The organism is Pseudomonas sp. LG1E9, assembly GCF_003290225.1.
GTDB lineage: Bacteria > Pseudomonadota > Gammaproteobacteria > Pseudomonadales > Pseudomonadaceae > Aquipseudomonas > Aquipseudomonas cyclaminis.
Window position 1 is genome coordinate 1,007,829 of record NZ_CP029983.1, and the last position, 21,733, is coordinate 1,029,561.

The following is a 21,733-nucleotide window of genomic DNA, read 5'->3' on the forward strand; positions in this document are numbered from 1 at the left end:
GCTCCCGGTGGTGGTCAGTCGCTTCGAAACATCCAGCAGCGAACGGTTTTTGCTTTGTCGAACGCGTCCTTCGCCCGTGCCGAGCAAACGGTGCGATTGGTCTCAAGGAACTTGGGGCATTTGCTGGTCTTGAGGTGGCGTTTAAGTTCGGTCAGATCCGGAACTTTCTGCCGTTTATTCGCCGCCATTTCCGCGAACTCGTTCAAGTTGACGGCGATCAGGCCGTCAGTTCGGGAGTGGTTGAGATCCCCGTCAGGCCCGTTGAGGTAGTCGAACAGTTCCCAAAACTCCACAACGACGGAGTGGTCGGCGTTAATGGCCAGTTGGCGATCTTTGGCCATGCTTTGAATCTCGGCGTGAGCCGCGTCCACCTGGTGTTTTTTCAACGGGACGACGTGCACCAGGGCGTCGACCAGGGCGTGCAGTTGGGCATGATTTTTTGCGATCCGCACCGTGCGGATTTCGGGCAGGGCGAGCAATTGCTGTTCGTACTTGGGCCCCTTTTCGCGGACAGTTTCCATCACTGCGCTTTCCATCATGGTGGACTTCACCAGGAAGCCGCTGACGCGATCCACCGGCATGCGCTCCAGCTTTTCCACCAATAGTTTGGTCTGAGGTGTCTGGCCTTCTTTCGTCATTGCAATGTGCACAAGCCGCTGCAGGATGGGCTCTGACGCATTGACAGCGTGGTTCTGGCCAATGACCACGGCCGCACGGAAGGGCGGTTCCCGAGTGTCATTGCCGTTGTTCTTCACACCGGTGGAGCGGACGCTACGCCCGTTATAAGCGGTTTTCAGTTCGTCCCAGTCGTACTGTCTGGTCTGGCTGCCGTCGGTCTTTTCCCGCTCGGATTCAATCAGCACCACCGGCAGATTGGCGACCTGGGCGAAGTTACGAGCCCGGGCTACCGGTGTGCCCTTGGTTGGGTCGAAGCCCTCGTAATCGCTCCGGCCGCACAGCTTCCACAGGAACTCAATCAGGGTGGATTTGCCGGCACCTGGTTCGCCGATGATCTCCATGAACGGGTAGCTTTTCTGGTGTTGCCGGATTTGCTCGGCAAACAGGGAACCAAACCAGAAAGCGAGCGCTACCAGGCCCTTGGCGCCGAAGCATTCCCATATGATTTCAAGCCATTCAGTCTCAAACTTCTGCAGGTCGGTGTTTAGGTTGAGGATCACGGACTGGCTCAAGGTCTTGATGCTGAGCCGGTCCATATCGAAAAAATCTTCCTCGTTAAGCTTGAACACTTTCCCGTCGCGCACCGCCACGTCGCCATAGACGTACGCACCGTGTTCACGGGTATATCCAGTGAAGTCGATGGTCTGCACAGTTTTCAGAGCGTCGGTTTGTTCTTCAATGAACGCATCCAGTTGTTGCGTGGTACCGGTGAACATCCCGCCCGGGGCAATGCCGAGTAAGCGCTTCTTGAACTCTGCAGACGATGCGATCTGAGAGCTGGTGAAGGTGTTCTTAATAGGCGCGGCGTCATGTGCAAAAGTGATGCGGAAGTAGTACCAGGACTCGTCCGTGAGCTTGTTTTCCTGGTAGTACAGCGCTTTGGGATTACATGTAGCGATACGCTGCAGGGCGCCGCACTGCTGCATGGCCTTGGCACGCATCTGCTTATTGTTTAATTGCTGGTCGTCGTGGTGTTCGCTGTCCTCAAGTTCCTGAATCGCCTTGTTGTACTTCTCCAAGTCGAGCTTGAACCAGTAGAGGCGGTTGCCGAACTCCAAGTGGAATTCGCTACGGCGCTTCCAATCGAACATCACCAGGGCCTTCTCCGTGGCGTTGTCGGCGATCAGCAGAGCGCCGTGGTGCCGGGCTGTGGTGATGTCCTTGTCAAACTGGGTGTCGCGCTTGGCGCCCTCGTCCAGGAACTGCCAGCGCTGGTGCAGATCGTTCCAGTCGACCTTCCGGTTGTCCCGCTGGGGAATTTGTGCAGCTTCGCAGGTGAAGCCCAGTTCACGCGCCATACGCACCCATCGCTTCGTATAGGCGTGTGCACCTGGCTCGTTGTCCAACGCCCACACCAGCTTCGGCAAGTTGCCTGGACGCGCTGCCACGATCGCCTGCAGCGAGTCGGCCGGGAAGGCGTTCGAAGACATAGCTGATACGGCAGCAATATTGTGATGGACCAGGGCGATGGCATCGAAAATGCCTTCAACGATCCAGATTTCTTTCGCTTCCAGGACGTCGACGCACGGCGGGCACCACCAGGTGCCACGATAGCTTTCACCCGGTGCGAACCGGGCTTTCATCTTTCCGAAGCGGGCTGGTTTGTCGATCAGGCGTTCCCAGTAGCCGCCTTTCTCCAGGGCGAAACGAACTGTGGCGCTGCCGGCGTTGTGCTGCCCTGAATAGTGGGAGTCCTGGGTGAACCAGCCGGCGATCAACTCGATGTTGAATCCGCGACCAAACTCCAGATAGGCGCGGGCTGTGGCGGTGGGTGCGTTGTCCGTCGCCGGCGCACGTTTGCTCCAATCTTCAAACAGATCGTTGTAAATTTCTTTGACGTGCAGGGTGTGGCCGCACTTCTCAGATCGGCCGCAGATCACCAGCCAGGGTTTGTCATGACGCGAATACAGCTCACGCTTGTGGCACTTAGGGCACTCACCACCGCGCATGTAATCGGTATCTTTGCGATGTTTCAGGCCGTAGTCGGATTCCAGGCGCTGCAGCACATCGTGACGAAGATCTTCTTTCATGGGGTTACTTCACTGCTTTGAGGCTGTGGGACAGGGCTGCCATCAGGCGTTTTTGCGCTGCCATTACCGGGACGTGGGCGAGGATTGCGCCGTGGCGAAGACCGTCCGCTACAAGGCGGAATTGGTCGTCGTACCAATGTTCATTGAGGCTCAAGCGATACTGTTCACGCAGCGCGGCCAGCAACGCTTCGGCCTCGGCCGGGGGCAGTTGAGTGGTGACAATTACGGCGTTTACCATCGTGAAACCTCGATTTCGGGCGCAGCTCACCCAAACCCACGAGATGTGGGGCCGGCGTTTGTTTGGATTGGGGGTTACGAGTGCGCGGAGCGCAGACGCACGTTGTCCGGGGTGTTCAGGACGCGTTGATAGATCAGGCTGACAGGCACTGACCAGCAATGCCCTTTGACTGGATCGCGGATTACAACAACGGTCTCGGTGCTGTGGTCCAGGATGAGGCGCTGGCGGAAAGCGATTTCTATCAGCTCGATGTGGGCAAGGGAGGTTAGTTTGGTTGCTACCGATTCCGCTACGTCGAAGCTGGCCACCAGGTGGTTAATGGCGCGGTTAAGAAGCGCAGACAGATCGCTCAGGTGTTCGGCTTGATGGCGCTCAAGGAAAGCTAGGGCGGCGTTCTGCATGCATTCCTGATAGTCGAGGGCATTAGTTTGGGTGGTCATTTGGCTTTCCCCGATTTGGCGCGGTAGAGATCGATCGCGGCATACACTTCGGCGGTGCGTGCGGCCATGTGCAAGGTATGGGCGTTCTGGATCAGCTCGGCCTCAACGTCGGTTATCACCCCGTCATCAAGCGCCTGGGCAATGATCTGGTCGACCGTCCCTTGTTTGGCTGAACTCTGCATAGCCCGTGCGTACATCTCCACGTTATCCAGTCTGTCTGGATGGACCACTGGGACGAACATGCCGCCGTACATTGCTGCGACATAGTTGGGCAAGTGGTGAGTGCCCGTCACCTGCTCCAACTGGTAGATCTGCGCATCGGTCAACGGGCGGCAGCTGTTGTTCTCATAAGCATGGTTATCAAACTTTTTGAGCGGCAGGCCGATCCGGGCGGCGGCACATTCGCGGCCACCTGAGTAGCTGCAAATGATCGCGCTGACCACTTCCCTACGCGTCTTTAGAACACGACTTTTCATCTTCTGCTGTTCCCTCAGTGCGCTGGCCATTACTGTGCAATCACGCCGTCTTTGATACCGAGCAGTACGGCGGCGCGATGTGCCTCCCCCCGGCGACCTTTTTTACGACCGTTCAAAAGGTCGCTGACCAAATTCTTATTCAGTGAATGAGTGCGGCAGAACTCCGCAATACTCATCCCTTTGCGATCCAGAGCCTCCCGGGCTTGCTCGGGTGTAAGGGTGGCGGGCATAGTGTTCGCTCGTGTGCGTTCGTGTGGATTCGTGTTTGTACGGCGCCGATTATGACCAATTTATTTGTCCTGTAAAGGGGCTTAAGTTTGAAAAATTTGTCATCGGGAGAATTCCCAGATGTAAGTGCGGGCGAATGCTTGCGCGAAGAAAGAGCCCGTTTGGGCCTCAAACAAGAAGAAATGGCGCAGATTGGCGGCGTAACCCGTAATACCCAGGGCAGCTATGAGCGTGATGAGCGGCGTCCGGATACGGGCTATCTGAAAGCCTTGCATGCTGTGGGTCTGGACGTCCTTTACGTTGTAACAGGCGTACGGACCCCTATACCTGTTGGGGATCTGGCCGAGGATGAAGAGGTGCTGGTCAGGCGTTACCGAAGCATGCCGTCGGATGACCAAAAATCTGTGCGTCGATTCATCCAGGCGATCGCCGACGACGTGGCAAAAAGTTCGAATTAAGTTGTAACAAAACTTGTATCGCATTCAGGTCTCCTTAGTTCTAAAGCGAATCCCTGCTCCGATAACGTCGATTCAGCAATGCATTTATGGAGTAAAAAGCATGTTGGATCGCACGAACAATGAACGCGCCTGCACCGAAGGCCTCGAGTTTGAATGGCTCGCCCTTTCCAAAATCGAACGTAATTTCATCGGCTTTTATCGGCAGTTGAATGAAGAGGATCGAAAGCAGCTCATACGTCTTACGGAGGCCCTGGCAACCGTTCCAGAAGAGTCGGTAGCGAGTTGAACCGTTACATTAAAAAACTTCCGGCATAGCTTGGTCGCCGGCCTCATTGGTCGGCGTTTGGGTCAGTTTCACGCAGCTCCAAGTTGGTCAAATAGCTCGCGCTGCTTGGCCCTGGGCATATCCCTCAAGCGATCAAACAGCATTCTTTCGTAGGATTGAGCGGAAGGGCTGAGCGTGTGCGAAAACGTCAAATTCGCTACCCATGTGTGCCCGCACGTTGCGTCGAGGCACTGGCAATAAAGTTTGGCAAAGTCCCGCGACAGTTCCTCGCGTGAGGCAATCCGGCCCTTGTTCCCGCATTTGCATACAACTCTCATTGTGTCCCTCCCCAGGGCAGCCAATAGCCACTATTTTGCCATATTTTGTAGTGGCAATAGCTGTTTTAAGACGTTTGCCCAGTGTTATCGACTGGTGTTTTGGTTTCTTGCCAGGATATTTTCCTGTCTCGTCGCAGCGTGTCATTCAGTTGGTTGAACAGCTGGCAAATCGGCCTGATCTCGTTGCTGGTGTACACGCGATCAATCTTCTCGATGTCGCCAAACCCCCCGTTGTTTTCCGGGATGATCCCAGCCAGGGCAGGGTTCATACGCCAGGCGGCGATCACATCGTTTCGGGTTATGTTCTTCACCTTTTCCAGCTCGTCTTTGGCCTGGAAGTCCCCCACGGGGATGATCTGGATCGCGTTTTCCTTGCCGTTGGGGATGTTGACGAACATTGAGCGGAAGTTGCCCACGCCCTTGCTCGCGCTGATCTGCGCGCGCAGGTTGTCCTCGTCTTCCTCGGTCAGGTCCGGGTCGTTGGTGTAGAAGATGTAGCCCGCGTGCGCGCCGTTGCTGTAGTAGCGTCGGCGGAACAGGGTCGCGGCTTCGTTGAGCAAGAGTGCCTGCAGGCCGCCCAGGTAATCGGGTACGCCGTAGATGTTCTGTTCTACGTCGTAGTCCAGGACATGTTCGATTTCGTCCTGGTCGAAGTCCATGAACTTGTTGTCCTTCAGCAGCATCCTGAATCCGCCGTCGACCTTCACCCGCATGTTGATCGCCGGCAGGTGTTGCATCTCCAGCACTTCGCCAAAGGCGTTGGTATCGCGATAGAAATACGCCTCGCCGAAGACCATGTAGTCGAGGCTCGCCCGGCCCATCGTCTGCGTGCTGCAGCCCTCGGACGGGATGAACTCACGCAGCAGCAGGTTGCGTTTGAACTTCGGAATGGCACCGTGGTGGGCGTTGGCGCGCAGCAGCTTGGCTAGGCCCGCCCGCGACACCGGCGGCTTGTAGATCTCGCCGTCGTCGCTGAGGAACACCCCCAGGTACTCGCCGATGTTGCCGGACAGCACCTGTTCGGGTTCCCCGAAGGTGAACGCCCGCATGGGCTGTGGCTGTCGTGCTTGTTGGCTGGCTTGGGGCTTTTTGTGTCGAGGCTTGGGCATTGGTTCCGCTCGTGACGTAGCGGCTACGGCGCCGCTTGTTGGTGTTGAGGGGTTCATTGAACAGGGCGTGCATGATTGACCAGGCGATGTCGGCGTGGCCGGTGGCGTCGGTGCGCGAAGCGCTGTAGGTGACCTGGCCACTGGTGGTGGTGCCGCGCTTGATGGTCAGGAACGCCTGGGCGATGTCCGTCCAGCCGGCGTCCCACTCGATGCGACTGCCCTGGATCGTGTCCTGGGCCTTGAGGACCAGCAGGTTTTTGGTCTCAAGGCTGTAATGGATCGGCGTGGCTTTCGGGTAGAAGTCACGTACCAGGTCGAACACGCCATAGCCCACGCCGGTGATGTCGATACCGATGTGCTGGACGTTGAAACGCTCGGTGAGCTTTTTGACCTGGGCGGCCTGGTAATTGAACGAGTGCCCACGCCAGCTGTGCTTTTCCAGGATGCGGAATTTCGCCCCGGGTTCCAGCGGTGGGGCGACCACCACGCACGTGGCGTCGTCGCGGGTGCGGCTCGGATCGTAGCCAAGCCACACTGGGCTGTTGCCGAAAGGTCGATCCAACTCCGGGTTGTAGTCTTCCCACAACGATAGGTCGGAGTAGCAGCGCTCCAGATCCTTGAGCCCGAACGCGCTTTGGCTGCTGTCGATGAACTTGCAGTAGAACAGCTGCTGGAATTTGTCTTCGTCGTACTCCAGCTGCAGCTGCTCCAGGTCGAACAGATCGCAGCCGCCATCGATCGCATCCTGGATGGTGATGGTCTTGCGCCATTGGCCATCGGGGCACAGGGCGCCCTGGGTGTAGGACGCCTCGGTGGGCCAGATGCCGCCGGCTTTCTTGCCGCGTTTGCTGTTGCGGAATTCCTCGCCCGACCAGAACGGGTACGCCTGGTGCGACACCGCGCTGGGTGTCGAGAAGTAGGTTTTGCGCCACTTCTTGTGGGTGCCCATGGCGCTGGCCACGGTGCTGAGTTTTTCGAAGTCGCGGATCCAGAAGTACTCATCCACGTACACATGGCCATGGTAGCCCTGGGCGGTGCTGCTGTTGGTCGACAGGAAGCGCAGTTCGGCGCCGTTGCTGAGCGTGATCGGGTTGCCGGTCAGCTCAATGTCGAACCACTGCTTGGCAAATTGGATGATGTAGCTGCGGAAGATCTCCGATTGCGAGCGGCTGGCCGATAGGAACACTTGGTTATCGCCAGTCAGGACCGCATCCATGAACGCTTCGCCGGCGAAGTAGTAGGTCAGACCTACCTGGCGACTTTTGAGGATGTTGCGGATCCGGCTCGTCAGCGGGTTCTGCTTGGCCGCGAACAGCTCCTGCTGATAGCGGTACATCTTGCTGATGAACTTATCTAGGAAGTCGATTTCGGTCAGCCCGCTGATGTCGTTCTTGGCCTTCTTTTCCTTTTTCCTGTCGCTGCCTTCGCCACGGCTGGAGCGTTCGCCACGCGAGCGTTTGCGCGGTTCCTGGGGCTCGTCCAGGTCGTCGCCGTTTGATGGCGCCACCGGTGCGGGCTTGGCCGCTTGTTTCAGCAGTCGTTCGCGAACAAGGGTCAGTCGGTCCAGCTCGTTCAGATCGTCTTTGGACAGGCTGCCGACTTTGTCCAAAAGCAGGGTGATTCGCCGGCCGACGGCGGTGAGCGGTTCTTCGTCCGACAGCATGTCTTCCCAGCCACCCTGGCGGATCCAGTAGTAGACGATCCGGATGTTGGGCAGGTTGAGCTGCGCCTGAATTTCCTTGGCCTTACAGCGGCGTAGAAACAGGCGTTTGGCGGCTTCTTTAACTTCGGTCGAGTAGTACATGGCCCGCAGTCTATGCGGCGAAAACGCCGGAAACGCGGGGTTAAATTCCGTGATTCTCCTAGATGTTGGATCTAGGAGAAACGCGCATTTGAACCGTTTGTTTGAGCGCCGGCGGCTCCCTATCTTGGCGGCTCATTCAACGATTGAGCGCAGTTATCGCCCATGCCCCGTTCCCTTGTTTCGTTCTGGAAACGTGTCGCCACCAGCGGCATCACTGCCGATGGTCGCGAGATCCTTCCCCAGGAGCTGCGCGACATCGCTGAAACCTACAAGCCTTCGAAATACACCGCTGTGATCTGGTGCGAACACCAGCGCTCTGAAGGTTCCTTTGGGACCGTATACGCGGTGCGTCTGGTTGAAGAGGGCGACGACCTGGAAGAGGGGCAGATCGCCCTGGAGGCGCAGCTCAAGCCCAACGACCGACTGCTGTACCTGAATGACCAGGGGCAGAAGCTGTTCACCAGCATTGAGATTTGGCCGAATTTTGCGGGTAGCGGCAAATCCTACCTGACCGGTCTGGCAGTGACCGACACGCCGTCGAGTCTCGGCACTCAAGAACTTTATTTCACCCGCCAAACCAACAAAGCGACGTACTACGCCGCTGCCGTTGAGCTGGGCGCCTTTGAAGAGGAGCCCCAAGGTGAAGTGGGCAAGCTGATTGGTTTGCTTACTGGCTTTTTCAAGCGCTTCGCGACGGACGCCGAGCCCGTCGAACCCACCACCCCAACCGAGACCCAACCCCCTATGGATGAAGCTACCGCAACGGCCCTTAAGGCCCTGCTGGCTCAACTGCTGATTGTCGCTGCCGGCATTCAGGCCGTTATTGAGCCCGTCGCCGAAGAAGCTCCAGAGCCTGAGGCCGCTCCGATCGATGACGTTCAAGCCGCTGTCGACGACATCGTGACCACCGCCGAGGGCGAACGCGAGTTCAGCCGCAAGGGCGGCGCCACGAACAAGGCATTGCTGGCGAGCATGGCCGCACTGCAGAAGCAATTCACCGCTCTGCAGAACAACTCTACCGGTCGCCAGTTGCCGCGCAACCCTGGCCCGGTAACCACCGTCAAACCGCGGGTGCTCTGACATGGCCTATTCGTTGAGCGCCTACGGCGCCAAGATGTACGCGCAGCTGCAACTGGCCATCGCTGAAAGCTACGGTGTGGAGTTGGCCAGCAAGCACTTCAGCGTCGACCCGACCATTGCCCAGGAGCTGAACGACGCCATCACGGCCAAGTCCGACTTCTTGGGGCGTATCAACGTCATTCCGGTGACCGAGATCAAAGGCCAGAAGGTCTTCATTGGCGTGTCGGGCCCGGTCACTGGCCGGACCAACACCAAGACCACCGATCGCGAAGCCAAAGACGCATCGTCGTTGGATCAGTCCACCTATGAGCTGTCTTCCACCGAGTCCGATGTTGGCCTGCCTTACGCCAAAATCGATGCCTGGGCTAAGTTTCCGGACTTCCACCAGCGCTATTCCGCTGCCGTACAAAAGCAGATCGCGCTGGACCGCATCATGGTCGGCTTCCACGGCACCCATGCTGCCGTGCAGACCGACATCGAAAAATACCCGATGCTGCAGGACGTCAACAAAGGCTGGCTGCAACAGGCCCGGGAACAGATCCCGGCCCAGGTCCTCAAGGAAGGCAAGGTCGCCGGCAAAGTCACCCTCGGCGCCGGTGGCGACTATGCCAACCTCGATGCCCTGGTGCACGACACCAAGCAGCTGGTGGACGAGCGTCTGCGCGATGCCGGCGACCTGATCGCGATCATCGGCACCGACCTGCTGGCCGCTGACAAGGCCAAGCTGTATTCGAAGCAGGGCGACACCCCGACCGAAAAAGAGCGCATCGAAGAAGCCCAGGTGATCGCCACCTATGGCGGCTTGCCGAGCTTTAGCGTGCCGTTCTTCCCGGTCAACGGTGTGGTCGTCACCAGTTGGGACAACCTATCGATCTACTTCCAGGACTCCAGCTGGCGTAAGCAGACCGTCGACAATCCAAAGCGCTCCCGCGTTGAGGACTACAACAGCCGCAATGAAGGTTATGTGATCGAGCAGCTGGAAAAGTTCGCCATGACCGAAAACGTGGAGCTTGTGGCGTGAGTCTGGCCCTTGCGCACAAGCGCCGCACTATCGCGCTGGGAGGCGCCGCCATTACGGCGGCTGCCGTCTCCGCAGCGCTTCCTTACTCGCCGGCGGAAGCCCTGAGCAGCCCCGCCAATGCACGCAAGCACCTGCTGCTGCAGGAAGCGGCCTTGGACCAGGACCTGGCACGCATCAGCGCGATCAATGGCCTGGCAGGACGCCAGGCACTTAAACGCGACGAGCTGCTGCCCAAGTACCAGGAGTACGTCCAGCGCTATTGCGAGTCGGGTTTGGTCTTCCCAAATCGCGTTGCGGTGCAGGTGTTGGTCTGGCTGTTCGACACCGCCCAGTTCGAAGACGCCCTGGAGCTGGCCGACGTTCTGATCGAGCAGGGCCAGCAGATGCCGGAGCGCTTCAAGCGCCGCGACATCCAGACCTTTGTCGCTGACGCGGTGTGCGAGTGGGCCTACGCCGAATACAAAGCCAACCGCAGCCCAGAGCCTTACCTCTCCGACTTGCTGCCCCTGGTTGACGGTGAGTGGCAACTGACGGAGCAGATCCCGAGCAAGTACCACAAGTTGATCGGTATGCGCGCCATGGAGGCCGGGAATTTTGAGGTCGCACTCAAGCACCTGGAGCGCTCAACGGAGCTGTACGCACAGGCCGGCAACGACACCCGCATCGAAAAGGTCCGCAGGGCCCTGGCAAAACAAGCGGCCGCTACCACGGCCACCGAATAACCGACTACCCCCCCCAGCGGGGACCTGTGGAAGTGAGCCGCCCATTTATGGACCGTCCCACTGAAAACAGGCTCCCCGCCCTATTTGAGCGGTCAGCATGAGCTTTTCAGGTAAACCCACCACCCTTGTGGAAATGGCGATCGAGAATGACGGCTTTTGGCCGAACCTCGATGTGGCCGAATTCCAGAAGGGCTATCGCCTGCCGGCGGAATACCTGGTGGAACTGCTGACGGCTGAATTGACCACGGCGATGTCCGAGGTCAACAGCGACTTGGCCACGTGCAAAGCGCGTTGGCAGAACCAAGGTGTCACCACCTTGGAATCTGCTGACCCTATGGTGCTGCCGGAGCGCACATTTCAAGCAGCGACGTACAAACGCGCCGTTTACTGCAGGGCCAAAGCGAGCCTGCTGCCCCAGTTCGCGACCATCATCCGCCGCGACAGCGCCGAGAACCTGGGCAAGGAATTACCCGATCGCCCGGAAACCTTCCTGGCATTCAGCCAACAGGCTGTGCGCTCGCTGCAGGGCCGTGGCCGCATCACGGCGGCGTTGCTATGAACAAGCTCCGCGCCCTGACCACCTACCTGATCGGCCTGAATCTGGTGCTGCCCGAGCAGATCGACAGCTGGGCCGAGCAGGTCAACCTGGACCTGATCTGGAAAGACACCACCCAGGGCCTGCACATGGGCGATATGCGTTATCGCGCCGTAGTCGTGATTGAGCGATTCGCCGGCAACCCGGCGCTGTTGATGGCGCTCCTGGGCGGCTGGCTGGAAACCAACGATCCCGATCGGGACGACGACCTGCCGGCGCCGACGTTCGCCGTCGACCAGGTCACCCCGGACGAAGCAGATCTGGAACTGACCCTGGAGTTTGTCGAGGCGCAGCACTTGACCGAAGACCCTAACGGCTTGGTCGAGGCGTTCGGCAAGAAGTGGGGCCTGGTCGACTTCGACCTGTGGGTTGCTGAGCAAGGCGAGGTCCGCGGCGGTGGCGCGTAGCACTTTCGAGCTGGACGTACGGGGGCACCTGGGCGTTCGCGAGCAGCTGGCGCTGTTGAGTCTGCCCCCGCAGCTGCGCCGGCGTTTGCTCAACAACGTGACCAAGCGCGTGCGGACCATGAGCCGTAAGCGGATCCGCGAACAGCGCAACCTGGACGGCTCGGCCTTCGAAGCACGCAAGGGTGACGGCAAGGGCAAAAAGAAGATGGAAGCCGGCCTGGGCAAGTTGCTCCAGGTCACCAACGTGAGCGCGGACTCCGCAACCCTGGGATGGCGTAACGGCCTGACCGGCTGGGTCGCCGCGCAGCAACACCACGGCGCGACCGAGCGCCGTACTGCCGCGCAGATGCGCCGGTGGAACAAGGTGCCCGAGGGCCTGGCCGCGACGGACAAACAGGCAAAACGTCTGCGTCGCCTGGGCTTCAAGGTGCGCCAGAAGGGCAAAAAAAGCCTGTCCCGGCCATCCGTGGCATGGATTCAAGAACACGTGAACTACGCCAAGGCGGGCCTGCTGATACGCATCCTGTCCGACGAAAAGGCCGAGGGCAACGGCGCGCAAAGCTGGGAAATCACCCTGCCAAAACGCCAGTTCCTGGGCGTCAGTACCGATCGGGATACCAGCCTGCTGGTTAACCAGGTACTGGCACAAATCCTCAACTCCCCCAAATAACGAGGCACTGCATGGCACTTGGCAAAGTCAGCGTTAACAATCTCAACCTCGGCCAGGGTGCCGTGACCGAGATCGAGCGCTATTTCCTGTTCATTGGTCCCGGCGCTAAGAGCGTCGGTAGCCTGATCGCCCTGAACACCGACAGTGACCTGGAAGCGGTCCTGGGCCAGCCCATCAGCGACCTGAAAACCCAAGTCGCGGCAGCCAAGGCCAACGGCGGCGACCGCTGGGCGTGCCTGGCGGCTCCGATTGCTGCCGATGGTGACTGGCTTGTCGCCCTGGAAAAAGCCCAGCAGCAGGGCTTTTCTGTGGAAGCCGTGGTGATTACCAAACCGGTGGCCGCTGCTGCTGAACTCTCGGCCATGCATGACGCCGCGATCGCCGTCAGCAACACCTACGGCCGTCGTGTGTTCGTGATGGCCAGCACCGCTGGCATCACTGCAGAACAGACCTGGTCGGACTACCTGGCCCAGCAAAAGGCGATCACCAAAGATCTGGCGGCACCGCGTGTCCTGGTCGTGCCCCAGTTGCACGGCAACGACCTGGGCGTCCTGGCTGGGCGCCTGGCCAATGCTGCCGTCAGCATTGCTGACAGCCCTATGCGCGTGGCCAGCGGCGCCGTTTTGGCCTTGGGCAGCGTGCCCAAAGACAAAGAAGGCCTGCCGCTGCCGTCGGCCGTCCGATCGGAACTCGACAAGGCGCGCTTCTCAGTCTCGCAAACCTACCCCGACTACCCGGGCGTGTTCTGGGGCGACGGCAACATGCTCGATGCGCCGGCGAGCGACTTCCAGGTGGTTGAGTACCTGCGTTTGGCTGACAAGGCTGCTCGCCAGGTGCGCCCGCTGCTGATCCTGCGCGTTGCCGATCGGCGCTTGAACAACACGGCCAACAGCATGGCGGCCGCAATCAGCGCGTTTATGAAGCCGCTGCGCGTGATGGCCAAGTCCACGACCTTTGCCGGTCAGGTGTTCCCCGGCGAGATCGAATCCCCGAAAGACGGCGACATCCAGCTGGTCTGGCACACCAAAACCAAGGTGGAGGTGTACATCAAGATCAAGCCCCTCAATTGCCCGAAAGACCTCACGGCGAACATCGCCCTGGACCTTTCCAACGACGATTCGGAGTAATCCCGTATGTCCCGTATTGGCGGTAAAAACTTCGACATCAACCTGGGCGATCTGCAGATCCACGTTGAAAGCTGCACCTTGGACATCACCGATAACACCGCCGTGGCGCAATCCCGGGGTGTGCCCAACGGGCACGTCGACGGCGATGTGTCGTGCAGCGGTGAATTCGAATTTGACACCAGTAACTTCAACCTTCTGATCGAAGCCGCCCGCAGTGCCGGCAGCTTCCGCCAGTTGGAGCCCTTCGACTCGGTGTTTTTCGCCAAGGCCGGCGACGAAGAGCTGCGCATTGAGGCCTTCGGCTGCAAGTTGAAGGTGTCCAGCCTGTTGAGTGTCGACCCTAAAGGCGGCGAGAAGTCCAAGCACAAGGTGCCTTTTGACGTCACCAGCCCGGACTTTATCCGCGTCAACGGCGTGCCGTACCTGGCTGCTGCAGAGATCGAGGGCCTGCGCTGATGGTGTGCCCGTTCGATCGCGCCCAGGCCCTGGAACAACGTCAGCGTGACGCGGCGATCGCGGCCGCACTTGCTGCAGCACGGCCTAGCGGGCCAAGCCTGACCCACTGCAAAGACTGCGCTAAGCCGATTCCGGAACTGCGCCAGGCCCTGGGCGGAATCACCCGCTGCGTACCGTGCCAATCAGTTTTTGAGAAAGGACAGCGCCGATGACTGCACGCGCCAAGCCCAAAGGCACCCTGGAAAGCCGCTTTGCTGTGCTTGAACACCGCGTAGGCGACCTGGAAGAACGTCATGAAACCGTGCCGACCCGTGTCACCCGGCTGGAAGGCGAATTCGAACACATGGCGGTACAGCTCTCGGATTTGAACGATGGCCAGCGCGAGCTGACCGCCACCGTGTCCGATATCGGTACGAAGGTCACGCGCATGTTGGCGGTGCTGACGGTGCTGGGTGTGGTCGCGCAGATGGTCGGGCCGGCGCTTTTGCGGATCCTGTTCCCATGAGCCTGCGTAACAAGATCGCCGCCGGTGTCCTGGTGCTGGCCAGCGCGCCCTTGCTTGCCTTCCTGGGCAAGTGGGAAGGGGAGGGCCAAAACGTCGTCTACGCCGATCGCTTGGCCCGTGGCCTGCCGACCGTGTGCAAGGGCATCACCCGTTACACCAGCCCGTATCCGTTGATTGTGGGTGACTACTGGTCGCCGGCGCGCTGCGCCGAGGTGGAGCAACTGGTGGTTGAGAAAGGCCAACTGGCACTGGCTGACTGCCTGACCAATCCGGCGATCGGGCAGAAGACCTTCGACGCCCTGAGCAGCCATGGCCACAACTTCGGTACCCCCAGCACCTGCGCCAGTCGCGCCGTGGGCTTGATCAATGCCGGCAAGATCGCCGAGGGCTGCAAGGCGCTCGCCTGGGGCCCCGACGGTAAGAGCCCAGTGTGGTCGTCGGTCACCGACGCCCAGGGCCGCAAGCGCTTTGTGCCAGGCCTGCACGCTCGCCGGCGCGCCGAAGCGGCCATGTGCGCGGAGGGCTTGTGATGCTGCGCGAGATTCTGTTTCCGCTGCTGCTGTGCGCGGCCGCATTTATCGGTTTCGACATCTTGGAGGGGCAACGCGACACCGCCCGCCTGGAGCGTGACAACGCCCTGTTCGAAGTGACAGGCCTGCGCGAAGCCGCCCGCATCAGCGGCGAGATGCTGGCTGACCGTGACGCTATCGATCTTAAACGAACCCTGGAGCTTGACCATGAACGCGCTTCAAACCTTGAGCTGCGCAGGGCTGTTGACGATCGCCGTCAGCGGCTGCGCGTCAACGCCACCTGCAGCGCCGCCGGCACCGAAAAAACCAGCGCCGGCGGCGTGGCTGATGCAGTCACCGCCGAACTCGCAACAGACGCTCGACCGGATTATTTCACCCTCAGAGATCAACTTGCCTTCAGTAAGCAAATGATCCTGGGGCTGCAGGACTACGTGCACCAGGTGTGCCTGCGCTGACCCGAACCCCCCTTTAAACCAACCACCACAACGGATACGAACAATGAGCCAGACCCAAGCCCGCGACATCACCCTGGAAATTGGCGACAAGGAATTCACCTTCACCCTGACCCCCCAGGACGTAACCAAGTACTTCAACGCCATGACCGCCAATAACAAGGTCGCGCCGTCCTTCAATCTCCTGAGCAGCACCGTGCTGCCGGCAGAAAAAGCCGGTCTGCGCGAGCTGTTGGCCAACCCGGTGATGACCATGCAGGTGGCCGGCGCGCTGCTGGAGGAATACGCGCCTGACGTCGAGATCATCGTAAAAAAGCCCTTGAACACGCTGACCGCCTGACCGAAGACGGCCTGGGCCAGTTGCTGGCCCTGACCAACCGTTGGCTACCTGGTGCCGAGCCCAGCATCGAAAACATGGGCACGGCCAAGTGGCTGGAAGACGAACACTGGAAACGCATGGAATTTGCCGTGGCAAGCGGCATTGCCCGTGCGTTGAACGGATAGGAACCACATGGCCGATCGTAGCGCCCGCCTGGACTTCATCCTGGCCCTGACCGACAAGGTCACCGCGCCCCTGGGCAAGGTGAAGATGGGCTTTTCCGAGCTGACCGAGCAAAGCGAAAAGAACATCAAGACCATGGGCATGGGCCTGGCCGGTGTGACGGGGGCTTTTGTCGGCATCAACGAATCACTACAGCCCGCGCTGGAGATGAACCGCGCCCTGGGCGAGGTTAAATCCCTGGGCGTGGCCGAAGATGCGCTGAGCGCGTTGAATCAGAAGGCCCTGGAGTTCTCGGTGAACTATGGCGAGAACGCCCGGGATTTTGTGGCGTCGGCCTACAGCATCGAGGGCGCTATCAAGGGACTCACGGGCAGCCAGCTGGCGACCTTCACCAACACCAGCAACCTGTTGGCCAAGGCCACCAAATCCGACGCCGAGACCATGGGCGCCTACGTGGGCACCATGTACAACCTGTTCAAAGGCCAGGCTGACGCCATGGGCAAGGGCGAATGGGTTGAAAAGCTGGGTGGCCAGACTGCTTTGGCGGTGCAGCTCTTCCGCACCGACGGCGCCCAGCTCAAGGACGCCTTCAAGGAAGTGGGTTCTATCGCGACCGCTGCCGGCGTCGATATTGCCGAGCAGTTCGCGGTGATCGGCTCGCTGAGCAGCACCATGGAAGGCGGCGACGCCGGCGGGCGCTACAAGGCGTTTTTCGAGAACCTGGGCGCCGCGTCCGAAAAAATGGGCCTGAAGTTCACCGACTCCAACGGCAAGGCGCTGCCCATGCTGCAGATCATGGACAAGCTGCAGGGCAAGCTGGGCGACCTGACCAGTGCGTCGGCCAGCGCCAAACTGATGGAGGCGTTTGGCGGGGAGGGCGCGCAGGTGATCGGCTCCTTGGCCAAGGACACCGACCGTCTACGCAACGGCATGGAAAAGCTGGGCAAGGTGCGCGGGCTTGAGGACGCGCAGAAAATGGCCATGGACATGGTCGACCCGTGGCAGCAGTTCGGCGCAGCGGTTGAAGCGCTGCGCATCGCCTTTGGCCAAGCGCTTATTCCGATCCTGACGCCGTTGATGGCCAAGCTTTCGGGCATCGCCGGCACCATGACCCGCTGGACGCAGATGTTCCCCAACATCACCCGGGTGATCGGCATCGTCACGCTGACGATCCTGGCGCTGATTGCCGTCATGTCCCTGCTGACCTTTGCCGTCGGCGCCGGCCGTATGGCCTGGCTGGCCATGGTGACCGTCTGGAAAGTAGTGCAGATGATCAGCCTTCGAACCACGGCCGTGTTCCTGCTGCAGAAGCTGATCATGCTGACCTACATCACCGTGGTCTCCGTGCTGACCGTGGGCCTGGGGTTGGTTCGCGGCGCGATGCTGTTGTGGCAGGGCGCGATCTGGTTGGTCAACGCCGCCATGTGGGCCAACCCCGTCTTGCTCATTGTCGGCGGCATCGTGGCGCTGATTGCTGTCGTCGCGTTGGCGATCGTCTATTGGGACGAATGGACGGCCGCTCTGATGAACAGCGAGGCGTTCACGTGGGTCAGCGACCAGCTCACCGCGTTGTCGGACTGGTTCGCCTCGATGGGCGGCTGGGCCGGGATGGCCAAGGCCGCGTGGGACGGCATCGTCGCGATCTTTCACACGGCAATCAACGGCCTGATCGAGATGCTGAACCAGATCCCCGGCGTCGACATTGAAACCCGCTTCGGCGCCATGCCCGAGGTGCCGGGTACCGACATCGGCGTCAACTCCATGGACAGCGCTGCAGCAGCGCAGCGTGCCCAGCAGACCATCAATGCGGCCATTCCAAGCCTGTCGCCGGCGCGGCCCAACGCCGTGCCCCAGGGCGGGCTGCTGACCAGTATCCAGAACAACAGCAGCAGCCAGAACAAGGGCATGCACGTGGAGAAAGTCGAGATCCACAACAGCAAGCCCATGACCTCCCTGGAGATGGAAAATATGGTTGCCATGTCGGTGGGCGGATGAGCGAGTACATCGATCTTTTGATTGTCGGCAACGACCTGGTGCTGGACCCGTCGCGTCAGCCGTTGCTGATTGATGACCGGGCCAGCATCGCCCAGGACATCGCCCACATGATCCGCGACAGCGGCCTGCTGGTCACCCTGGTGGCCGAGCGCGACCGGCTCAAGCAACGCGACTGTATCCAACAACTGGAACTGCTGGTGGAGGCCGACGAGCGCCTGGTACCAGGCACGGCGCAGATCACACAGCTGCAGCCAGGCCAGTACCTGGTCACAGCGACAACCCTGAAATTCGGCAATATTAAGGTGGATTTGTGAGCGACGTAGATTTCAAGCAGGCGCTGGCCGACGCCGGCATTCCCACGACCGAAGCGGGGCTCCTGCAGGCGTGGGAAAAAGAGGTAGCCGCCCAGGGCAGCAAACTGAGCAACACCAGCGCCTATTCGCCGTTCTGGCGCGTGGTGCGCGCCCTGGTGACCAAGCCGGTGCTGTGGATCCTGGATTTTTTCGTGGCCACGGTGCTGCCCAACTTTTTCGTCAAGACCGCTGTAGACGCCTGGCTCGACATGCTGGCCTGGGCGGTCAACGTAGAGCGTAAGGGTGCGACCAAGGCCAAGGGCTTTTTGCTGTTCACCCGCGAAGCCGCCGGCGGCGCCCTGGAAGTGCCGGCCGGGACAGTAGTGCAGTCCGCATCTATCAATGGCCATATCTACCAGGTGGTGACCACGGCGGTGGGCATCTTCGCCGATGGGTTGATGCAGCTGCAGATCCCGGTCGAGGCGGTCGACACCGGCGCCGGTTTCAACCTGGCCCCGGGTTATTACGCGATCTTGCCCGTCCCGGTACCGGGCATTGCCCAGGTGGTGAACACCGACGGCTGGTTGACTACACCTGGTGCAGATCCTGAGCCCAATGACGAGCTGCGTTTGCGCACCCGCAACCAGTTTTCAGCGGTCAACCAGTGGCACACCGACGCGGTGTATCGCGCCATGATCTCGGCCTTTCCAGGCGTGCGCCCAGATGGCGTGTATTTCCAGCACGGCGCGCCACGTGGCCCGGGCAGTGCAAACGCCTTTGTTCTGTTCGATGCGGACGTGCCGGCGGCGACGTACCTGGCGCAGATCAACGCGCATATCCGCGACCAGGGCAACCATGGCCACGGCGATGACCTGTTGGTGATGGTCATGCCTGAAACCCAGCACGCCGTAAAGTTGGAGATCTGGCCGCGCTCGACCTTGACCACCGAACAGCGTGCAACCCTCAAAGACAACGCCGCGCTGTTCGTACGTGCGGCGTTTCGTGACAGCACTGCCAGCGACTACCAGCCGACGCTGACCTATCCCCAGTCGCGGTTTTCATTCAGCCGCCTGGGCGAAGAGCTTCACCAGCAGTTCGCCGGCATCGAATCATTGCGCTTTGCCACGGCCGACATCATCAGCGAGCTGAACATTCCACGGATCCAAAGCCTGGAGGTGTTGTTGCGTGATTAAGATCAACTTGCCGTTCTGGCTCGATGGCATCGAGCTGACCAAACTCAAGGCTGCGGCCCAATCCTGGTGGGAAAACGTCGAAGGCTGGTTACGCTGGCCGCTGCTGCAGATGGACGCGGACACCTGCCACATCACGGTGCTGGACCTGTTGGCCTGGCAGCGCGACATCACCCGCTTCAAGGGCGAACCCGAGGCCTTGTATCGCCTACGGGTCAAGTACGCGTTCATCAACGCCGTCGACGCCGGCAGCACCGCAGGGATGAAACGCATCCTGGAGCGCTTGGGCGTCGGTTATGTCGAGATCGAGGAGCGCCAGGCTGGGCGCGACTGGGACGTGGTGTTACTGCGTTTCTCCGACTCCCAGCTATCGCAGAACCCCGAGCTGCTGCGCGTGTTGATCCAGCAGTACGGCCGCACTTGCCGGCGCTATGACTTTTCGACCATCACCCCAATCACGGTGGCCACCGCCATCGTCCAGTTCAATGACGATCAGCAAACGCTGGTCGCCAGCCTGTAGGAGCCCCCATGGCCAGCCTTACCCTTGCAGGTGAAAACCTGATCGCCGCCAAACAAGCCGCCAATGCCGGTTTGAAAGTCAGCCGATTCATTTTTGCCAACGTGCCCGGGTTGAACCCAACCGCACCTGTGGACCGTGCCGCGCCGAAGCCTGTGGCGGCGCAAATCGTGTATACGCACCAGATCCCGTCCGAGCATGTCGGCTATGTGAACCCCAACCAGGTCGTGTACAGCGCCCAGATCGGCTCTGATGTTGGCGACTGGGACTTCAACTGGATCGGACTTGAGACCGCCGACGGCGTGCTGTTCGCGGTCGCGTACGTGCCGGTCCAGCAAAAACGCCGCAACATTCCACCCCAGCAGGTCGGAAACAACCTAACGCGCAACTTCCTGGTGGTGTTCGACGGCGCCCAAGCGCTAACCGGCGTCACGATTGACGCCAAGACCTGGCAGCATGATTTCACCGTCCGCTTGGCTGGCATCGATGAGCGCGAGCGCCAGGCCAATCGCGATGTGTTTGGCCGGGTGTGCTTCTTCGGTAGCGCCCTGCAGGTCGAAAAGGTCGGGAATGTCTACCAGCTCAAGGCCGGGACCGCCTATGTCGAGGGCGTCCGCCTTGAGCGTGCAGCTGTTCAATTTAGTGCACCTGGTGCTTTTCCGACTTCGGTGTGGATTGACGTGGCGATGCAGCGCGAGCTGAGCGACATGGTTGCCAAGGCGACAATCGCCTTTGGGGCAAATCGCCTGGACTACACGGACAGCGCAGGCGTGAAGCACTACCAGGTGCTGATCGCCGATCTGCCGAACGCGAACACCATCACCGACCGTCGTCCGGTGGAGCCGATCGGCGGGCCGCTGGTGCAGCATTTCGCTGCCCGGGTAGGGGATTATGAAAGCCTGCGAGCCCGAGCGACTACCAAGGAAGACGTAGGGCTGGGCAACATTCCCAACGCCATCAGCGACGACCAGGACACCAACAGCAGCGTCATTCTTGCCACCACTAAAGCGGTCAAGGCCGCGACTGCATTGATCTGGACCGGTATCGCCAACATCGTGTCGGGAGTCACCGTGGTGGGAAAGGCGGCAAGGTGGGCCAACGCCCGCAAGATCACGCTGAACGGCGCAGTGCTGGGTAACGTGACGCTCGACGGATCTGGCGACGTAACGATAACCACCTCTGGAAGTCAGGCCACCGAGGCATTCGTTGGTAGTTCCAAAATCGCCTCACAGGTCATGACCAACACAGGTGTCGACGACCTCAGTTTCATCACTCCCAAAAAGCTGCGCTGGGGCTTCCTGCTGAGCTTGACCGCGAACGGGTACGTGGTTTTCCCGACCTGGTTGGGTGGCCTGGTCATTCAATGGGCACGCGGCGTTCATACCAATGTGGGGGACAGCGTCCACACCATCGCGCTCCCCTTAGCGTTTCCTTCGGCCAACTTGTTCTCAATCGTCGGGACACTCGCTGTCAGCACCACTGCGTCCGACTTTTGGTTCCAGACGATTTCATCGACTAAAGAGTCGGTGGTGGTTGTGGCGCAGTGGAGCGGTACGGGCAGCTCCAGTGCCGGTGGATACCCTCAACTGTTGTCCATAGGATATTAA

29 protein-coding genes are annotated in these 21,733 nt (G+C 60.1%); 21 read left to right on the forward strand and 8 right to left on the reverse strand.

All coding sequences use genetic code 11. From position 1 onward, the window contains the following. Positions 1–14: 14 nt before the first annotated feature. From DNK50_RS04865 to DNK50_RS04885, 5 genes are all read right to left on the reverse strand, one after another. Positions 15–2,708 (reverse strand): toprim domain-containing protein, encoded by a 2,694-nt coding sequence (locus DNK50_RS04865; protein ID WP_112192974.1) that lies wholly within the window; start codon positions 2,706–2,708, stop codon positions 15–17. Between the two features lie 4 nt (positions 2,709–2,712). Next, complete coding sequence (locus tag DNK50_RS04870) at positions 2,713–2,946, reverse strand: hypothetical protein (RefSeq protein WP_112192975.1); 234 nt, start codon at positions 2,944–2,946, stop codon at positions 2,713–2,715. Positions 2,947–3,020: 74 nt separating this feature from the next. Next, entirely contained in the window at positions 3,021–3,386 is a 366-nt protein-coding gene (locus tag DNK50_RS04875; protein WP_112192976.1) for a hypothetical protein, read from the reverse strand. After that, a complete protein-coding gene (locus DNK50_RS04880; RefSeq protein WP_305883445.1) occupies positions 3,383–3,862 on the reverse strand; it encodes a YmfL family putative regulatory protein in 480 nt (159 codons plus the stop codon). The genes DNK50_RS04875 and DNK50_RS04880 overlap by 4 nt, the downstream gene beginning before the upstream one ends. A 29-nt stretch (positions 3,863–3,891) precedes the next feature. Then, positions 3,892–4,092, reverse strand: a complete 201-nt coding sequence (locus DNK50_RS04885) for a DNA-binding protein (RefSeq protein ID WP_112192977.1) — start codon at positions 4,090–4,092, stop codon at positions 3,892–3,894. A gap of 159 nt (positions 4,093–4,251) precedes the next feature. On the opposite strand from DNK50_RS04885, the gene DNK50_RS04890 reads away from it, so the two are divergent. Beyond that, positions 4,252–4,548, forward strand: a complete 297-nt coding sequence (locus tag DNK50_RS04890; protein ID WP_256595491.1) for a helix-turn-helix domain-containing protein — start codon at positions 4,252–4,254, stop codon at positions 4,546–4,548. A gap of 100 nt (positions 4,549–4,648) precedes the next feature. Then, entirely contained in the window at positions 4,649–4,834 is a 186-nt protein-coding gene (locus tag DNK50_RS04895) for a hypothetical protein (protein ID WP_112192979.1), read from the forward strand. Positions 4,835–4,902: 68 nt separating this feature from the next. On the opposite strand, the gene DNK50_RS04900 is transcribed toward DNK50_RS04895, so the two are convergent. The 3 genes from DNK50_RS04900 to DNK50_RS04910 form a co-directional block, all read right to left on the reverse strand. Beyond that, on the reverse strand, positions 4,903–5,151 hold the full coding sequence (locus DNK50_RS04900; RefSeq protein WP_071483122.1) for an ogr/Delta-like zinc finger family protein: 249 nt from the start codon (positions 5,149–5,151) through the stop codon (positions 4,903–4,905). 65 nt (positions 5,152–5,216) lie between these two features. After that, a complete protein-coding gene (locus DNK50_RS04905) occupies positions 5,217–6,095 on the reverse strand; it encodes a phage portal protein (RefSeq protein WP_177411592.1) in 879 nt (292 codons plus the stop codon). Continuing rightward, positions 6,007–8,064, reverse strand: a complete 2,058-nt coding sequence (locus tag DNK50_RS04910) for a terminase large subunit domain-containing protein (RefSeq protein ID WP_112192981.1) — start codon at positions 8,062–8,064, stop codon at positions 6,007–6,009. Before DNK50_RS04910 ends, DNK50_RS04905 begins: the two co-directional genes overlap by 89 nt. Before the next feature lie 162 nt (positions 8,065–8,226). On the opposite strand from DNK50_RS04910, the gene DNK50_RS04915 reads away from it, so the two are divergent. The 19 genes from DNK50_RS04915 (at position 8,227) to DNK50_RS05000 (ending at position 21,733) form a co-directional block, all read left to right on the forward strand. Continuing rightward, positions 8,227–9,144 carry a GPO family capsid scaffolding protein gene (locus DNK50_RS04915; RefSeq protein WP_112192982.1) on the forward strand — a complete coding sequence of 306 codons (918 nt, stop codon included), beginning with the start codon at positions 8,227–8,229 and terminating at the stop codon, positions 9,142–9,144. Between the two features lies 1 nt (position 9,145). Beyond that, entirely contained in the window at positions 9,146–10,165 is a 1,020-nt protein-coding gene (locus DNK50_RS04920; protein WP_112192983.1) for a phage major capsid protein, P2 family, read from the forward strand. Beyond that, positions 10,162–10,887 carry a phage terminase small subunit gene (gene gpM / locus DNK50_RS04925; protein WP_112192984.1) on the forward strand — a complete coding sequence of 242 codons (726 nt, stop codon included), beginning with the start codon at positions 10,162–10,164 and terminating at the stop codon, positions 10,885–10,887. Before DNK50_RS04920 ends, gpM begins: the two co-directional genes overlap by 4 nt. A 97-nt stretch (positions 10,888–10,984) precedes the next feature. Then, entirely contained in the window at positions 10,985–11,446 is a 462-nt protein-coding gene (locus DNK50_RS04930; RefSeq protein WP_112192985.1) for a head completion/stabilization protein, read from the forward strand. Further along, positions 11,443–11,889 (forward strand): phage tail protein, encoded by a 447-nt coding sequence (locus tag DNK50_RS04935; protein WP_112192986.1) that lies wholly within the window; start codon positions 11,443–11,445, stop codon positions 11,887–11,889. Before DNK50_RS04930 ends, DNK50_RS04935 begins: the two co-directional genes overlap by 4 nt. After that, positions 11,879–12,559, forward strand: a complete 681-nt coding sequence (locus tag DNK50_RS04940) for a phage virion morphogenesis protein (protein WP_078834478.1) — start codon at positions 11,879–11,881, stop codon at positions 12,557–12,559. Before DNK50_RS04935 ends, DNK50_RS04940 begins: the two co-directional genes overlap by 11 nt. A gap of 11 nt (positions 12,560–12,570) precedes the next feature. Next, complete coding sequence (locus DNK50_RS04945) at positions 12,571–13,686, forward strand: DUF2586 domain-containing protein (protein WP_112192987.1); 1,116 nt, start codon at positions 12,571–12,573, stop codon at positions 13,684–13,686. 6 nt (positions 13,687–13,692) lie between these two features. Then, positions 13,693–14,142: a phage protein gene (locus DNK50_RS04950; RefSeq protein WP_068932245.1), complete on the forward strand. Its 450-nt coding sequence runs from the start codon at positions 13,693–13,695 to the stop codon at positions 14,140–14,142. After that, positions 14,142–14,354 (forward strand): TraR/DksA C4-type zinc finger protein, encoded by a 213-nt coding sequence (locus DNK50_RS04955; protein WP_112192988.1) that lies wholly within the window; start codon positions 14,142–14,144, stop codon positions 14,352–14,354. Before DNK50_RS04950 ends, DNK50_RS04955 begins: the two co-directional genes overlap by 1 nt. Next, positions 14,351–14,647 (forward strand): hypothetical protein, encoded by a 297-nt coding sequence (locus tag DNK50_RS04960; protein WP_112192989.1) that lies wholly within the window; start codon positions 14,351–14,353, stop codon positions 14,645–14,647. Before DNK50_RS04955 ends, DNK50_RS04960 begins: the two co-directional genes overlap by 4 nt. Next, entirely contained in the window at positions 14,644–15,177 is a 534-nt protein-coding gene (locus DNK50_RS04965; RefSeq protein WP_112192990.1) for a lysozyme, read from the forward strand. The genes DNK50_RS04960 and DNK50_RS04965 overlap by 4 nt, the downstream gene beginning before the upstream one ends. After that, the gene (locus tag DNK50_RS04970) at positions 15,177–15,632 is read left to right on the forward strand and encodes a lysis system i-spanin subunit Rz (protein ID WP_112192991.1); all 456 of its coding nucleotides are present in this window, start codon (positions 15,177–15,179) and stop codon (positions 15,630–15,632) included. Before DNK50_RS04965 ends, DNK50_RS04970 begins: the two co-directional genes overlap by 1 nt. A gap of 43 nt (positions 15,633–15,675) precedes the next feature. Beyond that, complete coding sequence (locus tag DNK50_RS04975; RefSeq protein ID WP_112192992.1) at positions 15,676–15,969, forward strand: putative phage tail assembly chaperone; 294 nt, start codon at positions 15,676–15,678, stop codon at positions 15,967–15,969. A gap of 20 nt (positions 15,970–15,989) precedes the next feature. Further along, entirely contained in the window at positions 15,990–16,133 is a 144-nt protein-coding gene (locus tag DNK50_RS28745; protein WP_021491337.1) for a hypothetical protein, read from the forward strand. 7 nt (positions 16,134–16,140) lie between these two features. Next, on the forward strand, positions 16,141–18,126 hold the full coding sequence (locus tag DNK50_RS04980) for a phage tail tape measure protein (RefSeq protein ID WP_112192993.1): 1,986 nt from the start codon (positions 16,141–16,143) through the stop codon (positions 18,124–18,126). Beyond that, positions 18,123–18,440 (forward strand): DUF2590 family protein, encoded by a 318-nt coding sequence (locus tag DNK50_RS04985; protein WP_112192994.1) that lies wholly within the window; start codon positions 18,123–18,125, stop codon positions 18,438–18,440. The genes DNK50_RS04980 and DNK50_RS04985 overlap by 4 nt, the downstream gene beginning before the upstream one ends. Continuing rightward, positions 18,437–19,612, forward strand: coding sequence for a baseplate J/gp47 family protein (locus DNK50_RS04990; RefSeq protein ID WP_112192995.1), 1,176 nt, complete (start codon positions 18,437–18,439; stop codon positions 19,610–19,612). Before DNK50_RS04985 ends, DNK50_RS04990 begins: the two co-directional genes overlap by 4 nt. Further along, positions 19,605–20,129, forward strand: coding sequence for a phage tail protein (locus DNK50_RS04995; RefSeq protein ID WP_112192996.1), 525 nt, complete (start codon positions 19,605–19,607; stop codon positions 20,127–20,129). Before DNK50_RS04990 ends, DNK50_RS04995 begins: the two co-directional genes overlap by 8 nt. Positions 20,130–20,137: 8 nt before the next feature. Continuing rightward, entirely contained in the window at positions 20,138–21,733 is a 1,596-nt protein-coding gene (locus DNK50_RS05000) for a phage tail protein (protein ID WP_112192997.1), read from the forward strand.